General features: G+C 41.7%; 20 protein-coding genes, 1 other RNA gene and 2 other annotated features. Of the genes, 18 read left to right on the top strand and 3 right to left on the bottom strand.

What is annotated here, in order from left to right; translation table 11 throughout:
* Nucleotides 1-34: 34 nt before the first annotated feature.
* Nucleotides 35-1,531, bottom strand: coding sequence for an N-acetylmuramoyl-L-alanine amidase family protein (locus B5354_RS19110; RefSeq protein WP_079530376.1), 1,497 nt, complete (start codon nt 1,529-1,531; stop codon nt 35-37).
* 203 nt (nt 1,532-1,734) lie between these two features.
* Nucleotides 1,735-1,960: a binding site (T-box leader), on the top strand.
* Nucleotides 1,961-2,041: 81 nt separating this feature from the next.
* On the opposite strand from B5354_RS19110, the gene hisS reads away from it, so the two are divergent.
* From hisS to ssrS, 3 genes are all read left to right on the top strand, one after another.
* On the top strand, nt 2,042-3,322 hold the full coding sequence (hisS, locus tag B5354_RS19105) for a histidine--tRNA ligase (protein WP_079530375.1): 1,281 nt from the start codon (nt 2,042-2,044) through the stop codon (nt 3,320-3,322).
* A gap of 1 nt (nt 3,323) precedes the next feature.
* The gene (aspS, locus tag B5354_RS19100) at nt 3,324-5,093 is read left to right on the top strand and encodes an aspartate--tRNA ligase (RefSeq protein ID WP_079530374.1); all 1,770 of its coding nucleotides are present in this window, start codon (nt 3,324-3,326) and stop codon (nt 5,091-5,093) included.
* A gap of 76 nt (nt 5,094-5,169) precedes the next feature.
* Nucleotides 5,170-5,358: non-coding RNA, 6S RNA (gene ssrS, locus B5354_RS19095), on the top strand.
* Between the two features lie 287 nt (nt 5,359-5,645).
* On the opposite strand, the gene B5354_RS19090 is transcribed toward ssrS, so the two are convergent.
* Together B5354_RS19090 and B5354_RS19085 are read right to left on the bottom strand one after the other, a co-directional pair.
* On the bottom strand, nt 5,646-6,293 hold the full coding sequence (locus tag B5354_RS19090; RefSeq protein ID WP_079530373.1) for an RsfA family transcriptional regulator: 648 nt from the start codon (nt 6,291-6,293) through the stop codon (nt 5,646-5,648).
* Between the two features lie 85 nt (nt 6,294-6,378).
* The gene (locus tag B5354_RS19085) at nt 6,379-7,653 is read right to left on the bottom strand and encodes a replication-associated recombination protein A (protein WP_079530372.1); all 1,275 of its coding nucleotides are present in this window, start codon (nt 7,651-7,653) and stop codon (nt 6,379-6,381) included.
* 602 nt (nt 7,654-8,255) lie between these two features.
* Here B5354_RS19085 and cymR point away from each other — a divergent pair.
* The 15 genes from cymR to udk all read left to right on the top strand — a co-directional run bounded on the left by cymR (nt 8,256) and on the right by udk (nt 22,904).
* The gene (gene cymR / locus B5354_RS19080) at nt 8,256-8,675 is read left to right on the top strand and encodes a cysteine metabolism transcriptional regulator CymR (protein WP_079530371.1); all 420 of its coding nucleotides are present in this window, start codon (nt 8,256-8,258) and stop codon (nt 8,673-8,675) included.
* An 18-nt stretch (nt 8,676-8,693) separates the two neighbouring features.
* Nucleotides 8,694-9,833 carry a cysteine desulfurase family protein gene (locus B5354_RS19075; protein ID WP_079530370.1) on the top strand — a complete coding sequence of 380 codons (1,140 nt, stop codon included), beginning with the start codon at nt 8,694-8,696 and terminating at the stop codon, nt 9,831-9,833.
* 14 nt (nt 9,834-9,847) lie between these two features.
* Nucleotides 9,848-10,960 carry a tRNA 2-thiouridine(34) synthase MnmA gene (gene mnmA / locus B5354_RS19070; protein ID WP_079530369.1) on the top strand — a complete coding sequence of 371 codons (1,113 nt, stop codon included), beginning with the start codon at nt 9,848-9,850 and terminating at the stop codon, nt 10,958-10,960.
* A 61-nt stretch (nt 10,961-11,021) separates the two neighbouring features.
* A complete protein-coding gene (locus tag B5354_RS19065; RefSeq protein WP_079530368.1) occupies nt 11,022-11,684 on the top strand; it encodes a tetratricopeptide repeat protein in 663 nt (220 codons plus the stop codon).
* Between the two features lie 17 nt (nt 11,685-11,701).
* Nucleotides 11,702-14,035: an SF1B family DNA helicase RecD2 gene (recD2, locus tag B5354_RS19060; RefSeq protein WP_079530367.1), complete on the top strand. Its 2,334-nt coding sequence runs from the start codon at nt 11,702-11,704 to the stop codon at nt 14,033-14,035.
* Nucleotides 14,036-14,050: 15 nt separating this feature from the next.
* Complete coding sequence (locus B5354_RS19055) at nt 14,051-14,884, top strand: TIM barrel protein (protein WP_079530366.1); 834 nt, start codon at nt 14,051-14,053, stop codon at nt 14,882-14,884.
* Nucleotides 14,885-14,919: 35 nt separating this feature from the next.
* Nucleotides 14,920-15,096, top strand: coding sequence for a hypothetical protein (locus B5354_RS20585; protein WP_176142538.1), 177 nt, complete (start codon nt 14,920-14,922; stop codon nt 15,094-15,096).
* On the top strand, nt 15,097-16,164 hold the full coding sequence (locus tag B5354_RS19050; RefSeq protein WP_079530365.1) for an AI-2E family transporter: 1,068 nt from the start codon (nt 15,097-15,099) through the stop codon (nt 16,162-16,164).
* A 43-nt stretch (nt 16,165-16,207) separates the two neighbouring features.
* Nucleotides 16,208-16,424 (top strand) — a binding site (T-box leader).
* 59 nt (nt 16,425-16,483) lie between these two features.
* Nucleotides 16,484-19,120, top strand: coding sequence for an alanine--tRNA ligase (gene alaS / locus B5354_RS19045; protein WP_079530364.1), 2,637 nt, complete (start codon nt 16,484-16,486; stop codon nt 19,118-19,120).
* A 65-nt stretch (nt 19,121-19,185) separates the two neighbouring features.
* Nucleotides 19,186-19,455, top strand: a complete 270-nt coding sequence (locus B5354_RS19040) for an IreB family regulatory phosphoprotein (protein ID WP_079530363.1) — start codon at nt 19,186-19,188, stop codon at nt 19,453-19,455.
* Nucleotides 19,455-19,871 (top strand): Holliday junction resolvase RuvX, encoded by a 417-nt coding sequence (gene ruvX / locus B5354_RS19035; RefSeq protein WP_079530362.1) that lies wholly within the window; start codon nt 19,455-19,457, stop codon nt 19,869-19,871. Before B5354_RS19040 ends, ruvX begins: the two co-directional genes overlap by 1 nt.
* Before the next feature lie 15 nt (nt 19,872-19,886).
* Nucleotides 19,887-20,171, top strand: a complete 285-nt coding sequence (locus B5354_RS19030) for a DUF1292 domain-containing protein (protein ID WP_079530361.1) — start codon at nt 19,887-19,889, stop codon at nt 20,169-20,171.
* Nucleotides 20,172-20,342: 171 nt separating this feature from the next.
* Nucleotides 20,343-21,461 carry an endolytic transglycosylase MltG gene (gene mltG / locus B5354_RS19025; RefSeq protein WP_079530360.1) on the top strand — a complete coding sequence of 373 codons (1,119 nt, stop codon included), beginning with the start codon at nt 20,343-20,345 and terminating at the stop codon, nt 21,459-21,461.
* A 108-nt stretch (nt 21,462-21,569) separates the two neighbouring features.
* Nucleotides 21,570-22,205, top strand: a complete 636-nt coding sequence (locus tag B5354_RS19020; RefSeq protein ID WP_079530359.1) for an O-methyltransferase — start codon at nt 21,570-21,572, stop codon at nt 22,203-22,205.
* Between the two features lie 45 nt (nt 22,206-22,250).
* Entirely contained in the window at nt 22,251-22,904 is a 654-nt protein-coding gene (udk, locus tag B5354_RS19015; RefSeq protein WP_079530358.1) for a uridine kinase, read from the top strand.
* Nucleotides 22,905-23,050 lie beyond the last annotated feature (146 nt).

Genomic DNA, 23,050 nt, shown 5'->3' with positions numbered 1-23,050 from the left:
TGTTTACCATAAATAATGAAAGAATCTAGTTAGGTTAGTTAAAGTAGTTTTCGAGTCCGTTTTTAATTCCCTGGCTTACTTTTTTCTGATAATTTGTGCTGCTGACAGTTTGTTCTTCCTTGGAGTTAGATAGGAACCCTAGTTCAAGCAGAACCGCCGGTTTATTATTATTCCTCAGAACATGAAAGTCCCCATGCCTAATGCCGCGGTCTCTTAATTCAGTAGCACGACTCATGCCAGATTGAATGGTGCTCGCAAGGGATTTGGCATTGCTATGATAATAGTACGTGCTAAATCCGGTTGCACTCGCTGATTGTGGATAACTATTATAGTGAACACTTATAAACAGGTCTGCTTTCGAAGCATTTGAAACGATGGTTCTCGCTGATAGCGATACATATGAATCATTGGAGCGGGTCATGATGACTTGGGCTCCATTTTGTTCCAGTGTACGCTTCAACTGTTGGGCCGTTTGTAAGGTCAGCGTTTTTTCGTAACTCCCACTTACACCAATAGCTCCGGGGTCAAATCCCCCATGACCCGCGTCGATCACAATAGTTCTACCTTTCAACCCTCCGGAGCCCGGCTTGGATGGTTGTGAAGGGACAGTAGGAGGGGCGTCAGAAGAAGAGGTTTCTTCTTTTACAATCCATCCAGCTACATAGGCTTCTTTTCCTTGGTATTGGATTTTATACCACTGGTTTTCCTTACCCAACACGTTAAATTGTTCTCCCTTATGGCCACTTGCTAGTACTGTTGTGTTCGAAGATGGACCTGTTCTAATATTGGTCCCATTAAATTGAAGGGTTATCTTTGTCACGTCTGTACTAGGTCCGGTGCTGTCTTCAGCATCACTTGTTACGAGCCACCCCGCAACCCAGCCTGTTTTAGTGTCATTAAGTTTAATTTGATACCAGCCATTGCTTTCTGCAATATAGGTGAATGTTTTCCCTTTGCTCACTTGAGCGACGATAGAACTGTTTGTAGACTTTTGGCTTCTTACGTTTAAAACTGCAGCGGTGACGGTTATTTCACCGAGGGATGATGCAGTTTTGGTCTGGCTCTCAGTTGGGCTTACCTGAGAATCATATGTACGTAAATAGTCACTATGGACCCATCCGGATGCTTTAGCACTCTTAATTAACACCCATTCTCCTTGTTCATCCTGCTTTGCTGCCTGTTCATTTTTCATCAGGTATCCACGTACTGTACTGTTTACTCCCGGTTCAGACCGGACGCGTAAGTGATCTACTTTTGAGGTCACGGATTGATCCTGCTTCATTTTCACTAAATATCCTGCGACCCAGCCTTTTTTCTCGTTTCCCTGGATTTGTACCCAATCACTTTTTTGATCAACAACATGATAAGTTTCTTGATTGTGAGCTTTCCCGATAATGGAATGTGACAGACTTGGGCCAGATCTAATATTCAGATGATCTACCTGTATTACGGCTTTGTTAGCATGAACTAAATTAGGCGTTAACCAGATCAAACTGGTCATAATAAATATAAATGATAGCCATTGCTTCATAATTTTGTATCCACCTCCATACTTCGCTGATTTTACACATATTCAAGAAAAGTTTACCATAACCTGCATGATTTTCATAAAAATTTTCAAGCTACGGAAGAGTGTACAGCTGGGTAAAATGGCTGTATAAGTTTTCTTGACTAATTAACTTGACAGAAGAATACATAAAACTATATGATAGTAATCAATTCTAAATGAATCGAATACAACCATTGAGGAAAAGAGTAATCTAATTCTATGTAGACAGAGAAGAAATGTCATCCGGCTGAAAACATTTCTCTATTATGGTTAGATGAAAGACATTTCTTAGGTTTCACATCGAACAATAGTAGGTGTGAACGTTTATACAGGCGTTAACTGTTTATCGAGTGGGGGTGTATTTTACCTCAACCAGGGTGGCAACGCGGGCATTTAACTCCCGTCCCTTTTCTATTTGTATAGAAAGGGACGGGAGTTTTTTGTATGGTAACAAAATTTGATTATGAAATAACGATCTAGGAGGAAAAAATAATGAATATGAGAGCGCCTCGTGGGACCCAGGATATTTTACCTGGTATTTCAGAAAAATGGCAATATGTTGAACAGAAGCTTATTGAATTGAGCCGCTGCTACAATTATAAAGAAATTAGAACACCTATTTTCGAACATACAGAATTATTTCAGCGGAGTGTGGGGGACAGCACAGATATTGTACAGAAAGAAATGTACACATTTACTGACCGCGGTGATCGGAGTATAACACTTCGTCCAGAGGGCACCGCTTCCGTTGTCCGTTCTTTTGTCCAAAATAAACTATTTGGTCAGCCCAGCCAGCCGACAAAATTATTTTATATTGGTCCGATGTTTCGCTATGAAAGGCCTCAGCAGGGAAGAATGAGGCAGTTTGTACAATTTGGGGTAGAAGCGCTTGGGAGCAATGATCCTGCGGTGGACGCTGAGGTGATGGCATTGGCTATGAATGCTTATCGGGGACTTGGTTTGACCTCATTAAAACTAGTTCTGAATAGTCTGGGAGACCGGGAGAGCAGAGAAGCGCACAAAAATGCACTTGTCGAACACTTTAATCCTTACAAAAATGAACTTTGCTCGGATTGTCAATTGCGACTGGAACAAAATCCTTTGCGGGTGCTTGACTGTAAAAAAGATAAAGATCACCCTGCCATGGAATCGGCCCCATCAATCTTGGACTATTTAAATGATGAGTCCGGCAAATACTTTGAAGATGTACAAAAGCACTTGCAAGCGATGGATATCGACTACGTTATTGATGCTAATTTAGTACGCGGACTGGATTACTATAACCATACAGCATTTGAAATTATGAGTGATGCAGAAGGGTTTGGAGCGATTACTACGTTAAGCGGCGGTGGACGCTATAATGGACTTGTCGAAGAAGTGGGAGGTCCAGAGACATCAGGAATCGGCTTTGCAATGAGCCTTGAACGTTTGCTGATGGCGCTTGAGGCGGAAGGCATAGAACTCCCGATTGAGGATTCACTTGATTGTTATGTCGTAGCATTAGGCGAAAAAGCTGAGCAAGAAGCTGTTCGCTTAACGTATAATCTGCGTAATGCAGGTATACAGACGGACAAAGACTACACAGGCAAAAAGATGAAAGGTCAGTTCAAGGCTGCTGACAGATTAAACGCTGAATATGTCATTGTACTTGGTGAGCGGGAGCTCGAACAAAACGCAGCTACTGTTAAAAACATGGCAAGCGGTGATCAGATTGAACTTCCATTAGAAGAGATCACAAAGTATGTAAAACAAGAACTAGGCGGGAGAGAGTAATATGCATCGTACAGAATGTGGAACGATACGAACTTCAAATATAGAAGAACAAGTAACCTTAAAAGGCTGGGTGCAAAAACGCCGTGATCTCGGAGGACTGATTTTCATCGATTTACGGGATCGATCAGGTATTGTCCAGGTTGTTTTTAACCCAGAAGTATCAAAAGAGGCTCTGCAGCTTGCTGAACAAGTTCGTACTGAATATGTACTAGAAGTTACTGGGCAAGTTGTTGAGCGTGAAGCAGCAACAGTTAATAAAAATATGGCAACGGGTGATATCGAAGTACTCGCTCTGCAAGTTAGCGTGCTTAACAAAGCGAAGACACCGCCATTCATGCTTGAAGACCATTCAGAAGTTTCTGAGGACCTTCGTTTAAAGTATCGTTATCTGGATCTTCGCAGAAAAGAAATGCAGGAAACATTTAAGCTGAGGCATCAGGCCACCCAATCTATTCGTACGTTTTTAAATGACGAAGGTTATCTCGAAATGGAAACACCGCTTTTGACAAAAAGTACCCCCGAAGGAGCGCGTGATTATTTAGTGCCAAGCCGGGTACATGAGGGAGAATTTTATGCACTTCCGCAATCACCGCAGTTGTTTAAGCAAATGCTGATGATGTCAGGGTTTGAAAAATATTATCAAATTGCCCGTTGTTTCCGTGATGAGGATTTACGTGCGGATCGTCAGCCTGAATTCACTCAAGTCGATATCGAAACCTCTTTTATGAACAAAGAGGAGATCATGAATATGACGGAGAGAATGATGGCCAAAGTTTTAAAAGATGTCAAGGGGATTGATATTCCAACACCGTTTGAGAAAATGCCATATCATGAAGCGATGGATCGTTTTGGTTCTGATAAACCGGATACACGTTTCGACATGGAACTTGTTAACGTTTCTGAAGTCGTGAAAGACTCTGACTTTAAAGTATTCAGCGGAGCTGTCTCCTCAGGAGGCCGTGTCAGTGCGATTAATGTAAAAGGCCATGCCGACACGTTCTCTAGAAAGGATATTGATAAACTGACAGAGGATGTAAAGGTATATGGTGCTAAGGGCCTTGCTTGGCTGAAAGTGAAGGCCGGGGAATTCAATGGGCCGATTTCCAAATTCTTTTCTGATCAAGATACTTCCCAACTGAGGGAAGCGTTAACTGCAGAGGACGGAGACTTGCTGCTATTTGTAGCCGACAAAACATCTGTAGTATTAGACAGCTTAGGTGCACTAAGGTTGAAGCTTGGAAAAAAGCTTAATTTAATTGACCACACGAAGTTTAATTTCCTCTGGGTGACAGATTGGCCGTTATTTGAATATGACGATGAGGAAGGAAGATACTTCGCGGCCCACCACCCGTTCACGATGCCTGCTGCTGGTAATATAGAAGAATTAAATAATAATCCAGAAGAAGCTATGGCTGAAGCGTACGATATTGTATTGAACGGATATGAGTTAGGCGGCGGTTCGTTACGGATTTATCAAAAAGAGATGCAGGAGCGTATGTTTGAAGTGCTTGGCTTCTCTAAGGAAGAAGCTTCCGAGCAATTTGGGTTCTTATTAGAAGCTTTGGATTATGGGACGCCGCCACATGGCGGGATCGCGCTCGGTTTCGACCGATTTATTATGCTGCTTGCCGGCCGTACTAATTTGCGTGACACGATTTTGTTCCCTAAAACAGCTTCAGCACAGGATCCTCTTACAGAAGCGCCAGGGAGCGTAAGTGAGGCTCAATTAGACGAGTTGCACTTGCAGCTTAAACAGAAAAAACAGGACTAAAGCAGGTGAAAACTTCAAGCATATCACCTTGATTAGCAGAAATATTTGTGCTATGATTTGAATACAATTAAAGAAACCAATCCTGATGTGTACGTTGTTCGAATGTACGTTTTGACCGAACATTTTTGAGACGGGAGCCTGGAGTTTCCGCATGGAATGCAAGCCTCATTACTATAATGAGAGGACGCAAGAAGTGCGGAGCAGGGCACCCACCTGCCTGGAGCGGGTTCAAAACTCATGATACAACGGCACAATTGGGATTGGTCTTTTTTTTATTCTATTTTATTACAATATAGAGGCTGGAACATAATTAAACTTCCTAAGTAAGAAGACGAATGATGTGCAGTTCTAGCGGAGAAAATATACGTAGACCCCTGTGGGAGGAAAGGCCCGGGTGAGACCCCGCTGTGCGCCAGCACAAGGAGGCTCACCAGCCGCCCGTGGAAAGCGAAGTATATTTTCGGAGCGGTTATATGCACTGATCATAGTTTCTACTAGTTCGGATTTTTCAATTGATAAAAATACTTTTGTCACAACCTCTTTAAGTTTAGATCATCGTACAACGTGTTCGAGATTTCCGTTTTTCTCCATCCTGAATTGAGGTTTTTGAGAATAGTCCTGGTCATCGAACATGACCATTTTTCTAGCACGATCCATGATTTGAATCAAGGCTTGATAATCCTCCGTCATGGAGTTCAATTGATTGGTTAATTGTTGATTCATAGATGCAAGTTTTTTATTCTCACTTTCAAGTGTCTGATATTTCTGACTTAAATTTTGCTGGTTGGAAGACTCTTTTTGATAGGCTTTTAACTGCTTAATAATTTGAGATAATGATAAGGTCTTTTCAGGTTGAGGAGATATTTCTTTATCTGTCAACACAGGAACCTCCTGCCTTACTTCATCCACTTCATGCTCGTCTTCTTCTATTGTGTTAACTACAATCGGGTTTGGCATGTTCGCTTCACTGCGTTTCTTCTCTTTACGTTGTTTCTTAGCCAGTTCTACTGCTTGTTCATATTTTTGCCTTACTTCAGCATTCCAACGAAAGCCACAAGCGGCAGATGTACGATTAAGCAAATCTCCAACTTCATCGAAAGCTCTTAATTGGGTACTGCCTTCACGTATGTGTCTTAGTACGGTTTCAGCTAATAATAGATCATCTTCATGAGACCAGGCATCTTGTCTAACCTTAGGCATATTCATCACTCCTGTTTTTCTATTAGAAAAGTAGTTTCTCAGATTTATTTGTAGTGTTTCCAACAGGAGGAAGAATTATACTTCTCTATGATTTTTGTTTATTTATTTTATCGTAAACTTGTTTCAGTGCCTGCTCGAACTTCCCGGTAGCCTTCGGTTCATAATAAGTACGTTCCTTAATGGCGTCCGGGAGATACTGCTGGTCAACCCAGGCATGATCAAAGCTGTGCGGATATTGATATTCCACCCCTCGTCCTAAATGGGCAGCACCTTTATAATGAGAATCTTTCAGATGAATAGGAACATCACCGCTTTTTCCTTTGCGGATATCTGCCAGGGCAGCATCCAATGCCAGGTAAGAACTATTCGACTTAGGCGAAAGGGCAAGTTCGGTCACCGCGGCTGCAAGTGGTATTCGGGCTTCTGGGAAGCCTATCCGCTCAGCGGCTTCTACGGCAGATAAGGTGCGTGGTCCAGCCTGAGGACTGGCAAGGCCTATGTCCTCATAAGCTATAACCACCAACCTTCTGCTAATACTGTCTAAATCACCCGCTTCAATCAAGCGGGCTAAATAATGGAGAGAGGCATTGACATCGCTGCCGCGAATAGACTTTTGAAATGCTGAAAGAACGTCATAATGTGCATCTCCGTCTTTATCGTGGGAAAAGCTTTTCTTTTGCATACACTCTTCAGCTGTTGATAAATCAATGTAAACTACCCCGGATTTATCTTCGGGAGTTGAGAAGGCCGCAAGCTCTAATCCATTAAGAGCCGCACGTAAATCACCGTTAGCGGCAGAGGCAAAATGGGTAAGAGCTTCGTCTGTCAGTTCAATATGCATGTCTCCAAGTCCGTTTTCATCATCTTCAAGGGCTCGGTGGATCGCCTCTATAATATCCTCTTGTTCCAACCGATATAATTCAAATAAATGACATCGGCTTCGAATTGCGGGGTTAATAGAATGATAAGGGTTGCTCGTTGTGCAGCCAATCATTGTCAGGATATTACTTTCAAGGTGAGGGAGAAGGAAATCTTGTTTAGCTTTATCTAACCGATGGACCTCATCAAGAATTAATACCATTTGTCCATGCATTTTGGCCTCTTCAACGGCAACTTCCATATCTTTTTTCTTATCTGTGACTGCATTAAGAGTTTTATATGGCAGATGTAAACTTTTTGCCAGTGCTTGTGCCATGGACGTTTTTCCTGTCCCGGGAGGTCCAAAAAGAATCATAGATGCCAGGCGATTTGCTGTAATCATGCGATGAATGGTTTTACCTTTTTCGACTAAGTGTTTCTGGCCGATAATCTCGTTAATGTCAGAAGGGCGCATGCGAAAAGCTAATGGTTTCGTGCTCATAAGTTTATGCTCCTTTAACGGAATAGTCCAAGCAGCTATATCATGAACGTTCTTTATATTCCTCCGTGTATCCACGATTGACGGTAGGAGATAAGGAGGGTGCAGCAGACATTCGCTCACGAGTTGCTGCAACTGCTTGCATTTTCCTATTATATTGATAATTTTTAGCGTAGGACTAATCTTAACAAAATGCAAGAGACTTGCTATTCATGCTATAATAGCGTTTGGTATCAATCGTGTTACTAAAATTGTTTCATCGTGCTTGGAATTCTAAAAAGGCTGAGTTTACTCTTTCTGTTGAGCTGTTTTTGAGGCATGAGATATAAACTGAGGCTTAACATACGGCTTCGGAAATACACTACGCTTTCCGCTAGCTCGCGCTGAGGCTCCTTGCGCGGTAAAGAACGCTCACTGTGGGCCGAGGAACGCGACTGCCTGAGGTGTAAATCAATCTCGCCGTTAAGGACGAGAGTTTATCAATTTCAAGGGTTAAAGATCAACAAAATATACTATATTATTAAAACCTAAATGTGTTTATATAATAAAGTTTGGCGAGCAATAAGCGATGAGGTTCGCTTATTGAAGGAAGAAGGGTGAATAATATGAAGATCTCTACGAAGGGACGTTACGGACTAACGATTATGATTGAGTTGGCCAGAAAGTTTGGTGAAGGTCCGATCTCCTTAAAACAAATAGCGAGGGATAATAATTTGTCCGAACATTATTTAGAACAATTAATCGCGCCGCTTCGGAACGCAGGGCTTGTGAAGAGCGTCAGAGGTGCATACGGCGGTTATATGTTAACAAAGTCTCCTCACGAAATTACAGCGGGGGATGTCATCAGGATACTGGAAGGTCCAATCACTCCCGTTGAAGGGATTGAGGACGAAGAGCCAGCGAAGCAGGCTCTATGGAAAAGAGTTCGCGATGCGGTGAAGGACGTTTTAGATACAACAACATTAGAGGATCTTAAAGATCATGTAGATGATCAAACACAAGATGCCTATATGTTTTACATTTAGATAGGGAGGTGCTCAGTTTTGAAGCCTATTTATTTAGATCATGCTGCCACAACCCCTGTTCATGACGAGGTCATCAAGGCAATGGTCCCTGTGTACCAAACGATTTATGGAAATCCATCAAGTGTGCATCAATTTGGCCGTAAAGCCAGAAATGTATTGGATCAAGCTCGAAGGACGGCTGCTCGCAGCATAGGTGCTAAAGAAAAAGAGATTGTGTTTACGAGTGGCGGGACGGAGGCTGATAATTTAGCTATTATCGGAACGGCCTTGGCTAACCAAGGGAAAGGCAAGCATGTGATAACCACACAGGTTGAACATCATGCTGCCCTTCATGCTGTACAATATCTGGAACAAAATGGTTTTGAAATCACTTATTTACCTGTATATGAAGATGGGTGTATTCGTATAGAAGATCTGGAAGCTTCACTAAGAGAAGACACGATCTTAGTCTCGATCATGATGGTAAACAACGAGACTGGAGCAGTGCAGCCGATGAAGGCAATTTCGGAATTGCTCGCTTCACACCAGGCTTATTGCCATTCCGATATCGTACAAGCTTATGGATTAATGGACATCAATGTGGCTGAGCTGTCTATTGATTTATTAGCTGTTTCCAGTCACAAAATTAACGGTCCAAAAGGTGTAGGATTTCTTTATATACGAGAAGGAACACCTATGCAGTCACTTGCTCATGGCGGAGAACAGGAGCGAAAACGGCGGGCGGGTACAGAAAATGTGCCAGGAATCGTCGGTTTTCAAAAAGCAATGGAACTGACTGAAACAGACCGTACCGAAAGAAAAGAACGGTACGGTCATTATAAGCAACTATTTTTAGCGGAATTATCGAGGGAATCCGTTGACTTTCAAATAAATGGGATAGAAAGTCAAACCATTGAAACGATCGTTAACATTAGTTTTCCAAACATGAATGTTGAAGCATTGCTGACCAATTTTGATTTATCAGGCATAGCAGCTTCGAGCGGAAGTGCTTGTACAGCGGGGTCAGTTGAACCTTCTCATGTTTTAACAGCGATGTACGGTAATGGTGATGCAAGAACGGTGAACTCTGTTCGGTTTAGCTTTGGGATTGCTAATAATAGGGAAGATGTCAAAGAAGCAGCGCAGCGGATCAGCCAAATTATTAACAGGCTGAAATAGGAAGGTGAATAAAGATGAAAGAAGCAAAAGATACTCGTGTAGTCGTTGGGATGAGTGGGGGAGTCGATTCTTCTGTAGCGGCCCTGCTGCTTAAGCAGCAAGGTTATGATGTGGTTGGTATATTTATGAAAAATTGGGATGACACTGATGAGAACGGAGTATGCACAGCAACAGAGGACTATGACGATGTGATTCGAGTTTGTAACCAATTAGATATCCCATATTATGCGGTGAATTTTGAGAAACAATATTGGGATAAAGTGTTCACGTACTTTCTCGATGAATATAAAGTAGGACGAACTCCTAACCCTGATGTGATGTGTAATAAAGAAATTAAATTCAAGGCATTTCTAGATCATGCCTTAGCGCTTGGGGCCGATTATTTAGCGACAGGACATTATGCTCAAGTACGTGAAGTTAATGGGTCTTACGAAATGCTGAGGGGCATAGACGATAATAAAGATCAAACGTACTTCCTGAATCAGCTCTCCCAGGACGTGCTCGCTAAAGTCATGTTCCCGCTTGGTCATATGGAGAAAAAACAAGTGCGCCAAATCGCTGAAGAAAATGATCTGGCGACTGCTAAGAAGAAAGATTCTACAGGGATATGTTTTATCGGGGAGCGTAATTTTAAAGACTTTCTAAGCGAATATTTACCTGCCCAGCCAGGGACTATGCAAACACTTGAAGGTGACGTGAAAGGTAAACATGATGGGCTCATGTATTACACGTTAGGTCAAAGACAAGGACTCGGAATCGGCGGGCCGGGAGAGCCTTGGTTTGTAGTCGGTAAAAACGTGAAAGATAACGTTTTATATGTCGGGCAAGGTTATCACCATGAAGCATTATATTCAGACGGTCTGATTGCCACCGATGCCAATTGGACAAGTGGTGAAGCACCAGCAGATGGATTTGAATGTACTGCTAAATTCCGTTATAGACAGGGCGACAGTAAAGTGACAGTTACTCCGCTTGGAGATGGAAAATGGAAGGTTGATTTCCATGACCCTGAGCGGGCAGTCACACCGGGGCAGGCCGTTGTTTTTTACGAGGGTGAAGTATGCCTCGGCGGGGCGACGATTGATGAAATTTTGAAAGAGAACAAAACATTGTCTTATGTCGGTTAATGATACGGCCATGTCCGAATGTTAAACGGACATGGCTATTTTTTATAAAAGGGGAATCACGATGGATAAAATGACGAAAGCGATTGAACTCATGCAGAATCATAAGTTAGAAGAAGCGGCTAAATTATTTACGGAAGCCATTGATGAAAACCCGGAAGATCCGATCGGGTATATTAATTTTGGTAATTTGCTTGTTCATTTGAATGAATTCAAACGGGCGGAACGCTTTTTTAACCGAGCCATTGAGCTTGATAGCGAGGCAGGTACTGCCTATTATGGTTTAGGGAATGTGTATTATGAACAAGAATCCTATACGAAAGCACAGAAGCAATATTTAGTGGCGATAGAAAAAGGTTTAGACGAAGCTGATGTTCATTTTATGATGGGAATGACGTTCGTTCATCAGGAGTATGTCAAACTGGCACTGCCCTACTTATTGCGGGCGGCAGAGTTGAATCCTGAGGATGTAGATATTCAGTTTCAATATGGTCTCTGTTTAGCCCAAAATGGACAAATTGAGTCCGCTGAACAGACGATGAATCGTGTGCTACAATTAGACCATCAACACAGTGATGCGTACTATAATTTAGGAGTCGCTGCCTTACATAAGGAAGATGCTGAAACAGCACTTGACTACTTCAATAAAGCGCTCGACATTAATAAGGAGCACACGCTGGCTTCACATGCTAAGGCACAAGTTGAACAAGCACTGGAAGAAGATTAAGTAAAAGGAGAAACAACATGGCTGAACGAACGCTATTTTCGGAGACAAGTGAAGAACGCCCTTATATTAAAGGGGAACTGGGTCGGATGATTTTTCATAAGGAGTCGGAGCATTTTTCCATAGCTTCTATCATAGTGACGGATACGAACGAAGACTTCGATGAAAAAAGCGTAGTGATTAAAGGCCATTTTCCTCCACTCGAAATCGGAGAGACGTATGTTTTTCATGGTGTTTTTCAGGAGCATAAAAAGTTCGGACGCCAATATCAAGTTGAATTTTATAAACGGGTACTCCCTGAGACTAAGGATGGGTTAGTTGTCTATTTATCGAGTGATCTATTTCACGGGATTGGCAAGAAAACGGCCGAACGAGTGGTAGAGCAGCTAGGTGAGCAGGCTCTTTCAGCTATTTTAGAAGATCCAGACGTTTTGAAAAAAGTTCCGAAACTTCCGAAAGAAAAACGTGAAACGCTATACAATACGTTAAAGGAACATCAGGGATTTGAGCATGTCATGATTCACCTGAATCAATACGGTTTCGGTCTCAAGCTTTCGCAGAAGATTTATGAAGCATTTAAAGATCAAACTCTAGCGATTATAGAGGAGGATCCTTATCAACTGGTGTTCAAAGTAGAAGGTTTTGGCTTCCACCGTGCAGATGAAATGGCAAAAGTACAAAAACTGCCGTTTGATCATCCTACAAGACTGCGAGCAGCCTGTTTATATATCTTACAGCAGAGCTTGTCAGCTGGACATGTTTATCTACCGACTGCATCCTGTTTATCGCAAGTGGAAACTCTCCTAAATAGCAGCAGTGGTGAGAAATCAATTACCTTTGAGCAATTATCAGAACAAGTTATGCGCCTTGCTGAAGACCGCTATGTTTTTATCGAAGAGGATCGTGTTTACTTACCATCACTCTTTCATGCAGAGAATGGATTCTGCCACCAGCTGGAAAGAATCATGGAGCAAGAACTCGAAACGGAACATACACAGGCGGAGCTGTTGAAGATCGTTGGAGATATGGAGGAAGAAGAGTCTATTAGTTATGGTGAAGATCAGTTTTCGGCGATCGAGAAGGCATTACAATCGAAAGTAATGATCCTGACTGGAGGTCCAGGTACAGGGAAAACCACTGTGATTAAAGGCATTATTAAGGCGCATTCGACGCTTTATGACCTATCTACTGATAAAACAGATTACGATCAAGGTGAACCTTTCCCTTTTATACTTGCTGCCCCGACTGGCCGTGCCGCTAAGCGTATGACTGAGTCAACCGGCCTGCCAGCCAGTACGATTCATCGCTTGCTCGTCTGGGATGGCCATGACAGTTTTGACAAAAATCAAAACAACCAACTTGAAGGCAAACTATTAATTATTGACGAATTCTCTATGGTTGATATGTGGCTTGCCAATCAATTGTTTCGAGCGATTCCCTCTGATATGCAAGTATTGATCGTCGGGGATGAGGATCAATTACCATCCGTCGGTCCAGGTCAAGTGCTAGCAGATATGTTAGCTTCGAATCAGCTGCCTTCTGTACAACTATCAGAGGTGTACAGGCAAAAAGAAGGGTCAAAAATTATTCAGCTGGCCCACGAGATTAAAAATGATCAATGCAACAGGCAGTCACTGACGAAGGAGCATGATTTTAATTTTATCAATGCGCGGGAGCATCAGCTGAAAGATTTAGTAACGAACATCGTTAAAAAGGCGTTAGATAAAGGAATAGAGTCACGTGAAGTGCAAGTTCTCGCTCCGATGTATCGAACGGATGTGGGTATTCATAAATTGAATGAAGAGATTCAGCGAGTCGTGAATCCGAAAAGCAAGCAAAAAAGAGATCTGATGTTTAAAGATGTGATTTACCGGAAAGGCGACAAGGTGATTCAGCTTGTTAATCAGCCGGAAGATGGTGTTTATAATGGTGATATCGGAGAAATAGTGGCTATTTTTCGAGCCGAAGAAAATGTGGATCAAGTAGAACAGGTTGTCGTCGATTATGATGGTAAGGAAGTCGTCTATCCTAAAAAAAATCTTAATAACATTATGCATGCCTATTGCACATCCATTCACAAATCGCAGGGAAGCGAATTTTCGATTGTGATCCTGCCTGTTGTCCGCAGTTATCGCAGGATGCTAAGAAAAAATTTGCTGTACACAGCCATCACGAGATCGAAGCATTCACTGATTATATGCGGAGATACAAATGCCTTTCTAGAAGGCGTACAAACGACTGATACAAACTTAAGATATACTCATTTAGTGGATAAACTACAACAGGAATCGGCCGGAGAGATGGATAAAGGGGAGACGGACGAAGAAGAACTTTCCCCATATGACTTTATGTAAAGGCAGGGTGGCCATATGGTCCATGAATTAGGTTTCTCAGGCAGTACCATTATGTCTAATCCCAATCGATTTCAGCAACTATTTAATTCAAGATTTAAGCATGTAGAAATCGGGGAGTTTCCGAGCTATTCAGATTTTGAATCCTTCCTTAAGCTGGCCAAAAAGAATGGATATCGTTATGGGGTTCATTCGCCGCTTATACGCGGAGAGAGCAAATATGACCTGCTCGACTTTATTTCGTTTGAACCTGAACAGGCAAGACAGCAGTTTGAAAATGAAGTACGAACATTATCAATGTTAGGTGCTGCTTATGTACTCGTTCATTTCCCATTCATAAAAGAAAGCAGCATTCAGGACATAAATGTGAAAGTAGAGGAAGGATTGAGTTTTCTTAACAGATTACAGGAAAGCTACAATATCCCCATTGTTTGTGAGCCTAAACTTGGCCCTTCTATGTCTCCTCATAATATTAAAGTTGTCCATGATTTCCCTAAATATCTATGGGAAACATACAACTTGTCTCTTTGTATTGATATAGGCGACTATTTGCTGGCGGTTGGGGATGAATGGCCCGTTTACCTCAAGAAGTTGGAGCCGTTTATTAGAGTAGTCCACTTACATAATATTTTAATAGATGGAAAAAAGTACATTTGGGTGCCGCCACACCCTGCATACGAGGAATCACAAGAGTATTTCAGCATTAAGCCGATCATTGAATATCTGGCCCATGGGCAGGCTAAATATTTCATATTCGAACATACCCCCCATTCCAGGCCTTCCGATCAGTTTGTAAATGAATCGATTAGCTGGATCGATAGCGTTCTATCATGTATGAAGAGAGATAACTAGGGACATACTACTTGGTAAAAAAAGGAGTATGTTCTATGAAATGTCCAAATTGCCAGGGACGAAACCTTGGACGTATAGGCAATGACCAATATTATTGCTGGACATGTTTTATCGAATTGTCAATTGAGGATGGAAAGGTGAATATTAACCAAATAGAAGAGGATGGAAGTTTAAGTTCCTTAAATGACATTTTCTATCAGTCGGGATCATAAATGAAGGAGAAAGCCAATAAATGGATCAGCCGCAGTGTCATATGCTTTACAGTGTTACTCTTTATGCTTATTTTAGCTTGGCTGTATCCTTATTATGACCATGTAGTGCTTATGATCCTGCGAATTCTTTTACCCTTTATACTCGCGATCGTGTTATCTCTATTACTTCATCCTGTTGTTCAATTTTTGGAGGAGCTTGGCTTATCAAGAGGATTATCGATCTTGCTTATCTTTGCTGTCTTTTTTTCAGTTACTGGATTTTCCCTTTATCGTGGTTATCCCCATCTATTAGAACAGTTGAAAGCATTGAGTGTGCAGCTTCCGCATCTAATGGAATCCTATCAAAACTGGACAAGCGAATTTTATGCCCAAACAGAACGTTTTCCAGATGGAATTCATGAGCAGCTTGATGAGCGTTTTTCTGACTTTGAGGCGTGGCTGAGCGAATGGTTGATGTCAGCAGTAGCTGCATTAAGTGGTGTATTTAACGTGATTGTATTACTGGCTGTAATTCCAGTTATGACGTTCTACTTTTTAAAAGACCATTCGCTAATTTTTCATTCTTTGTTACGCCTCCTTCCGGAAAAATGGCATGGTGAAGCCAAACATGTCAGCGGCAAACTTAGTCATTCACTAGGAGGCTACATTAGAGGACAATTATTGATCAGTTTATTTGTCGGCTTTTTTGCGACGGTAGGTTTTTGGCTGGCCGGACTACCTTATCCACTCTTGTTAGGAGTGGTGGCGGGGATTACTAATATTATCCCTTATTTTGGACCACTGCTTGGGGCAGTTCCAGCTTTAATTGTTGCAGTTACGATTTCAGTAAAAACGCTTATTATAGCACTTATTGCTATTTTTGTGATTCAGATTATGGAAGGGAACTTGTTATCTCCATACATTATGGGGAGAAGTATTCACATTCACCCACTGTTAATTATATTAGCACTACTGGCTGGTGGTGAGCTTGCTGGTGTGGCAGGCATGATCGCTGCTGTCCCGGTTCTTACTTGTTTAAAAGTGGTGGTGGAGGAAATTGGCCATTCACGTCTGCGCGTTGACAGATAGTCAGATGTTATCTATAATAGCGCATATCAATACTATACGAACGATGAACACATTGAAGGAAATCAGTAGGCAGCAGCCCCTTTAGAAGAGAGATACTTCCATAGGCTGAAAGAAGTATAAAAGAAGCTCTGTTGAACGCTATTCCTGAGTGCGGCTAATACCCGCCGGCAAGCGCCCCGTTATGTGCGTGTTGAGGTGATAGACAGAATACCAGTGTCTATAATCAGGGTGGTACCGCGGAATAAGCTCCCGTCCCTGCCATAGTGCAGGAACGGGAGTTTTTCGTTTGTATGGAGATATTAATATTGGAGGATGAAAAATGAAATCATTGACTTCGGCTGAAGTACGACAGATGTTTTTAGACTTTTTTAAAGAAAAAGGCCACAGTGTCGAACCGAGTGCATCACTTGTTCCACATGAAGATCCATCTCTATTATGGATTAATAGTGGTGTAGCTACCTTGAAGAAATACTTTGATGGCCGCGTGATTCCGGAGAACCCGCGAATTGTAAATGCGCAGAAATCGATCCGCACAAATGACATTGAAAATGTAGGTTTCACAGCCCGCCATCATACGTTTTTTGAAATGCTCGGTAACTTCTCAATTGGAGATTATTTTAAAGAAGAAGCTATGGCCTGGGGATGGGAGTTTCTTACAAGTCCGGATTGGATTGGATTTGATGCTGAAAAACTATCGGTCACGGTTCACCCGGAAGATGATGAGGCCTACTCATTATGGAAAGATAAGATTGGGGTAAATGAGGAACGGATTATCCGATTAGAAGAGAACTTCTGGGATATTGGTGAAGGTCCAAGCGGTCCCAACACAGAAGTCTTCTATGACCGTGGTGAAGCATACGGTCAAGATCCAGAAGACCCTGAATTGTATCCGGGCGGAGAGAACGAACGCTATTTGGAAATATGGAACCTTGTTTTTTCTCAATTCAATCACAATCCTGATGATACGTACACACCGCTTCCGAAAAAGAATATTGATACAGGAATGGGGCTAGAGCGGATGGTTAGTGTTATTCAGGACACGCCAACAAACTTCGAAACCGATTTGTTCATGCCGATCATAGAAGCGACTGAAGAGATATCAGGATATAAATATGGAAAAGATATAGCCCTGGATTCGGCTTTTAAAGTCATTGCGGATCATATGCGTACGGTTACATTTGCTGTTAGCGATGGAGCCTTGCCTTCAAACGAAGGACGAGGATATGTACTACGCCGTCTATTACGGAGAGCCGTACGATTTGCAAAACAGATTGGAATTGATCACCCATTCATGTACAGACTTGTTCCTGAAGTAGCAAACATCATGCATGACTTTTATCCAGAAGTGCAACAAAAACAAGAATTTATCCAGAATGTTATTCGTACGGAAGAGGAACGGTTCCATGAAACATTGAACGATGGCCTGGCCATTCTTTCTACAATTATGAAACAGGAAACAGAGAAAGGAAGTAACATATTCCCTGGTTCAGAAGTTTTTCGTCTTTATGACACATATGGATTTCCGAAGGAGCTTACCGAGGAATACATTGCCGAAGCTGGTTTCACGATAGACGAAGAAGGGTACCAAACGGAAATGGCAAAGCAGAGAGAACGGGCTCGTAATGCACGTCAGAAGTCTGATAGTATGCAAGTTCAGGCAGGTGTACTTGGAGATGTTCATGTGGCGAGTGAATTTATAGGCTACGACCGGCTTTCGGCTGAAACAAAGGTGGTTGAGCTAATTAAAGAAGAAGACTTTGCTTCAGAAGCAAGTGAGGGTGACAGAGTCTATTTCTTCCTTGAGAAGACACCTTTTTACGCTGAGAGCGGCGGTCAAATTGCGGATGCAGGCACGATAAAAACAGACGAAGCCGTGCTCGAAGTAACGTCTGTTCAAAAAGCTCCAAACGGACAAAATATGCATGAGGCTATTGTTAAACACGGAACGCTCACCAAGGGGGAGCTCGTTGCAGCAGAGGTGGATCAAGAACAAAGAACCTTTATCGTGAAGAATCATACGGCTACACACCTTCTTCATCAGGCACTTAAAGATGTATTAGGCGAGCACGTCAACCAGGCAGGGTCCCTTGTTGCAACAGATCGCCTTCGTTTTGATTTCTCCCATTTTGGGTCTGTAACGAATGAAGAGATAGAGCAAATTGAAGCCATTGTTAACGAAAGAATATGGCAATCAATTCCTGTCTCTGTTGCTTATACTTCTTTACAAGAAGCGAAGGAAAAAGGAGCAATGGCTTTATTTGGGGAAAAATACGGCTCAGAAGTTCGGGTGGTTGAGATCGGCGAATACAGCCTTGAACTTTGCGGCGGCTGTCATGTTAATAACACAGCTGAGATCGGATTATTTAAAATTGTTAGTGAATCAGGTATTGGTGCAGGAACGAGAAGAATGGAGGCCGTAACAGCTAAAGGGGCCTATCAATATATGAATAGCAAAGAATCCCTTCTCAAAGAGGCAGGTTCTCTACTGAAGACGAAGGTAGAGACGGTTCCTGATCGCATTCAGAATTTACACCAGGAAATTAAGCAGCTTCAACGAGAAAATGAATCACTATCTACTAAGATTTCTAATATAGAAGCTACTTCTATTCTTGATGAGGTCGAAGAAGTGCAAGGTGTGAATGTTTTGGCTAAACAAGTAGACGTTAAGGATATGAATGCTCTCCGTGCGATGGTCGATGATTTAAAACAAAACATTGGTTCAGGTATAATTCTGCTGGCAACACCTAATGGAGAAAAAGTTCAGCTAATTGCAGGAGTTTCCAAGGATTTAGTCGAAAAAGGATATCATGCAGGTCATCTAATTAAACAAGCTGCCACCATTTGCGGTGGCGGAGGAGGCGGCCGTCCTGACATGGCGCAAGCCGGTGGAAAGCATGCTGCTAAGATACCTGAAGCCTTGCAATATGCCAAAGAATACGCAAGCAACAACAACTAGTTTTTACATTCTTATAAATAGGTATATAATGGGGTTAAATACTATGAAGTGCGAGGTGACTGTAAATGAGTTCAATGGACAAAACGATGCGTTTTAATTTCTCGGAGGAGCCATTTGAAGAGGATGTCCGTTCTGTACTATTATCTGTACACAATTCCTTGCAGGAGAAAGGCTATAACCCAATCAATCAAATTGTAGGTTATTTACTTTCGGGCGATCCGGCCTACATTCCACGCCATCAGGATGCAAGAAATTTAATACGCAAAATGGAGCGGGACGAGCTTATCGAAGAATTAGTCAAATTTTATCTGGAAAAGAATAACGGAGATGCTTAATGAAAAAAATTGGATTAGATGTAGGGGAGAAAACGATCGGTGTGGCTATTTCAGATGCACTGGGATGGACAGCACAAGGCCTTACTACATTAAAATGGGATGAGCGAAATTATACAACAGCTAAGGAGCCTCTAAAAAAGTTAATAGATGAGCATACTATTACAGAAGCTGTTGTAGGCCTTCCTAAAAATATGGATGGCACGATCGGCCCCCGAGGCGAAGCCAGCCAGCAATTTGCAAAGTGGCTGGAGAAACATTATAAACTAACCGTTCATCTATGGGATGAACGGTTGACTACCATGGCTGCAGAGCGCGTTTTACTCCAAGCAGATGTCAGCCGGGCAAAAAGGAAAAAAGTCATTGATAAGATGGCTGCAGTGATCATTCTGCAAAGTTATTTAGATGCACAACAATAAAGGAGGCTCATATTAATGGCACTAGAAAAAGAAGAGCGGATTATCATCCCGGATGAAAATGGAGAAGAACATTTATTTGAAGTTTTGTTTACGTTTGACGTAGAGCAAACAGAACAATCTTATATTGCCGTTGTACCGGCAGAGCAGAAAGAAGGAGACGAAGTCGAAGTTTTTGCTTTCCGATATGAAGAGAAAGGAAATGAAGAGGACGATTTAGCTCTTTACCAAATCGAATCGGACGAAGAGTGGGAAATGGTAGAGGAAATGCTTAACACACTCACTGATGAGGATTTAACGTAAGTTATTTTTCATTCATTAAAAACAGCCTATAGCCATAGAGCTATAGGCTGTTTTTAATGGATCCATTCTGATGGCTTGCACAATTCTCAGGTTATCATGTATATTGTGTGAAGATATGGAAAATAGCGCGTTATTTGTAGTATAATGTAGCGGACGGAAGGAGGAACGTTGTTGTCTGATTCAAATTTTAAAAAGAAATATAAAGACCGCATAAAGAAAAGAAGTGAAGAAGCAAGCACGGTTCGTAAAATTGTTGCGATTGTTTTAACAACTATAATTATCGTCCTTCTAGTTGGGGGCGTATCAGGATATTTTTATATCAACAATGCACTCCAGCCTGTAGATCCAGATGATGAAACTCAGAAGAATATTAAAATACCATTGGGGTCTTCAACTTCACAAATTGCTCAAATATTGGAAGAAAATAATGTGATTAATAATGCCCTCATTTTTAGGCTTTACACGAAGTTTAAAAATGAGACAGGCTTTCAAGCAGGAACATATCAATTTACTTCTGCGATGACGATTGATCAAATTATTGAATCATTAAAAACAGGGAAAGTCAGGAAAGACCCTGTATTTAGTGTGACGATTCCAGAAGGTTATACATTGGAGCAAATTGCCGAATCCTATGCTAAAGAGCTGGGCTTCACAAAAGAAGAGTTTATGGCGAAAGTGAACGACCGTGAGTATGTGAATCAACTTATTGAACAACATCCGGCTCTGTTGGATGATGTCATTTTAAAACAGGAAATCCGGTATCCGCTAGAAGGTTATTTGTTTGCTTCAACTTATGCCTTTTATGTGGAGGACCCAAGTATCGAACAAATTGTTGAAAAAATGATCAAACGTACAGAGAAAGTTGTCCTGCCTTATCGCGATGCATTTGCTAAGCGAGATATGACACTTCATGAAGGAATTACGATGGCTTCGTTACTTGAAAATGAGGCTCGAACAGCGGAAAATAGAAAGAAAATTGCAGGTGTTTTCTATAATCGAATTGAGGAAAATATGAAGCTGCAAACAGATCCGACAGTTCTTTATGCACTTGGTGAACATAAGGATCGCGTGCTTTATGAAGATCTTGAAGTAGAATCACCTTATAACACCTATCACGTGAAAAAATTACCGGTAGGACCCATTTCAAGCTTCCATAAAAATGCTATTGAAGCAGCAGCTAACCCGATTGAGTCAGATTACCTGTACTTCCTTGCAGACGATGAAGGCAATATTTATTACTCTAAGACACTTGAAGAACACAACAAATTAAAAGAAGAACATATTTCATAAGCGTAAAAGAGAGGAATGCCGAGAAATACTCGCATTCCTCTCTTTGTTTATGTTAAAATAATAGGGTTGTAAATGGATTTGTCCAAGATGAAAGGGGACAGCATAGTAATGGAACAACATACGTACTTGCAATCTTTACTGCCGGAATCATCTGAGGAAGTAAGACAATTAGAACGTGAGGCACGTAAGCAAGGGGTACCGATTATGGAACCTCTCGGCATTCAATTCTTGATGCAGCTGATCCGTTTGCATAAACCTAATAAACTGCTTGAGATTGGAACAGCGATCGGTTATTCTGCACTTAGAATGCTCGAGGCTGCTCCAACCAGCTCGATTACGACGATAGAAAGAGACGAGGAACGTTTTCATCAAGCTGTTAATAATGTTCAAAAATTTAAGGCGGAAGACCGGATTGAGATTCTTCACGGCGATGCGCTCGACTTAAAAGATAAAGTGAGTCAATCCGCTCCCTTTGATTTTATTTTTATAGATGCTGCCAAAGGTAAATATGAGGAGTTTTTCCACTTATATGCCCCGCTGTTATCGGATAATGGGATGATTGTTACCGATAACGTCCTGTTTAAAGGATATGTAGCAGATGACCGCGAGGCCACTAAACGAATGAAGAAGCTGGCTAAGAAGATTCGGAACTTCAATCAGTGGTTGACCACCCATGAACATTACCATACGTCGATTGTCCCGATTGGTGATGGGGTAGCTATTACAGTTAAGAACCATAATTAAACAAACTAAACCGACTTTTTTGGGATGAAAGGAGAACCCATAAGCATGAGTGATAAACCTGTTGTGATTGGTGTAGCTGGAGGGACAGGCTCTGGCAAAACAAGTGTAACCCGTTCTATTATTCAGCGTTTTGCTGATAAGACAATACTTATGGTTGAACAAGATTATTATTATAAGGATCAGAGTCATCTTCCCCTCGAAGAAAGATTGAAAACAAACTATGACCATCCTTTGGCTTTTGATAATGATTTACTCATTGATCATCTAAAAGATCTGATTCAGGAAAAGCCGGTTTCAAAACCCGTTTATGATTATAAGATGCACACAAGGTCAGACGAAACGATACAAATTGAACCTAAGGAAGTCATTATAGTTGAGGGCATATTAGTGTTAGAGGACGCTCGGCTGCGTGATTTAATGGATATTAAAGTGTTTGTGGATACAGATGCTGACGTTCGAATTATACGAAGAATGATGCGTGATATTAATGAACGGGGAAGGACTTTAGACTCGGTCATTGAGCAATACATCAATGTAGTGCGTCCTATGCACCTCCAGTTTGTGGAGCCTACTAAGCGATATGCTGACTTGATCATTCCAGAGGGTGGTCAGAATCATGTGGCCATTGACTTAATGGCTACGAAGATCCAGACAGTTCTTTATGAAAAAGGACAAAAGCTTAGTAAAGAAAATAGTTGAAAAAAGATAAGATATCTGGCATAGTTCATGATAGAAGTTCTAGAAAACCTATGTCCCAGATACACTATATTAGTTATCAAATGAGCGTACATGTTGTACTGCTCATTTCGCTATATGCCGGGATAACGGTCATTTTTTGTCGGAAA

This window comes from Halobacillus hunanensis (assembly GCF_900166655.1).
GTDB classification, from domain to species: domain Bacteria; phylum Bacillota; class Bacilli; order Bacillales; family Halobacillaceae; genus Halobacillus_A; species Halobacillus_A hunanensis.
The sequence above is the reverse complement of the archived record's forward strand: the minus strand, read 5'-3'. Positions and strand labels throughout refer to the sequence as shown.

Excerpts from the sequence above, each read along its gene's own strand:
- B5354_RS19110 (WP_079530376.1), bottom strand. The coding sequence starts at position 1,531 with ATGAAGCAATGGCTATCATTTATATTTATTATGACCAGTTTGATCTGG.
- hisS (WP_079530375.1), top strand. The coding sequence starts at position 2,042 with ATGAATATGAGAGCGCCTCGTGGGACCCAGGATATTTTACCTGGTATT.
- aspS (WP_079530374.1), top strand. The coding sequence starts at position 3,324 with ATGCATCGTACAGAATGTGGAACGATACGAACTTCAAATATAGAAGAA.
- B5354_RS19090 (WP_079530373.1), bottom strand. The coding sequence starts at position 6,293 with ATGCCTAAGGTTAGACAAGATGCCTGGTCTCATGAAGATGATCTATTA.
- B5354_RS19085 (WP_079530372.1), bottom strand. The coding sequence starts at position 7,653 with ATGAGCACGAAACCATTAGCTTTTCGCATGCGCCCTTCTGACATTAAC.
- cymR (WP_079530371.1), top strand. The coding sequence starts at position 8,256 with ATGAAGATCTCTACGAAGGGACGTTACGGACTAACGATTATGATTGAG.
- mnmA (WP_079530369.1), top strand. The coding sequence starts at position 9,848 with ATGAAAGAAGCAAAAGATACTCGTGTAGTCGTTGGGATGAGTGGGGGA.
- B5354_RS19065 (WP_079530368.1), top strand. The coding sequence starts at position 11,022 with ATGGATAAAATGACGAAAGCGATTGAACTCATGCAGAATCATAAGTTA.
- recD2 (WP_079530367.1), top strand. The coding sequence starts at position 11,702 with ATGGCTGAACGAACGCTATTTTCGGAGACAAGTGAAGAACGCCCTTAT.
- B5354_RS19055 (WP_079530366.1), top strand. The coding sequence starts at position 14,051 with ATGGTCCATGAATTAGGTTTCTCAGGCAGTACCATTATGTCTAATCCC.
- B5354_RS20585 (WP_176142538.1), top strand. The coding sequence starts at position 14,920 with ATGAAATGTCCAAATTGCCAGGGACGAAACCTTGGACGTATAGGCAAT.
- B5354_RS19050 (WP_079530365.1), top strand. The coding sequence starts at position 15,097 with ATGAAGGAGAAAGCCAATAAATGGATCAGCCGCAGTGTCATATGCTTT.
- alaS (WP_079530364.1), top strand. The coding sequence starts at position 16,484 with ATGAAATCATTGACTTCGGCTGAAGTACGACAGATGTTTTTAGACTTT.
- B5354_RS19040 (WP_079530363.1), top strand. The coding sequence starts at position 19,186 with ATGAGTTCAATGGACAAAACGATGCGTTTTAATTTCTCGGAGGAGCCA.
- ruvX (WP_079530362.1), top strand. The coding sequence starts at position 19,455 with ATGAAAAAAATTGGATTAGATGTAGGGGAGAAAACGATCGGTGTGGCT.
- B5354_RS19030 (WP_079530361.1), top strand. The coding sequence starts at position 19,887 with ATGGCACTAGAAAAAGAAGAGCGGATTATCATCCCGGATGAAAATGGA.
- B5354_RS19020 (WP_079530359.1), top strand. The coding sequence starts at position 21,570 with ATGGAACAACATACGTACTTGCAATCTTTACTGCCGGAATCATCTGAG.
- udk (WP_079530358.1), top strand. The coding sequence starts at position 22,251 with ATGAGTGATAAACCTGTTGTGATTGGTGTAGCTGGAGGGACAGGCTCT.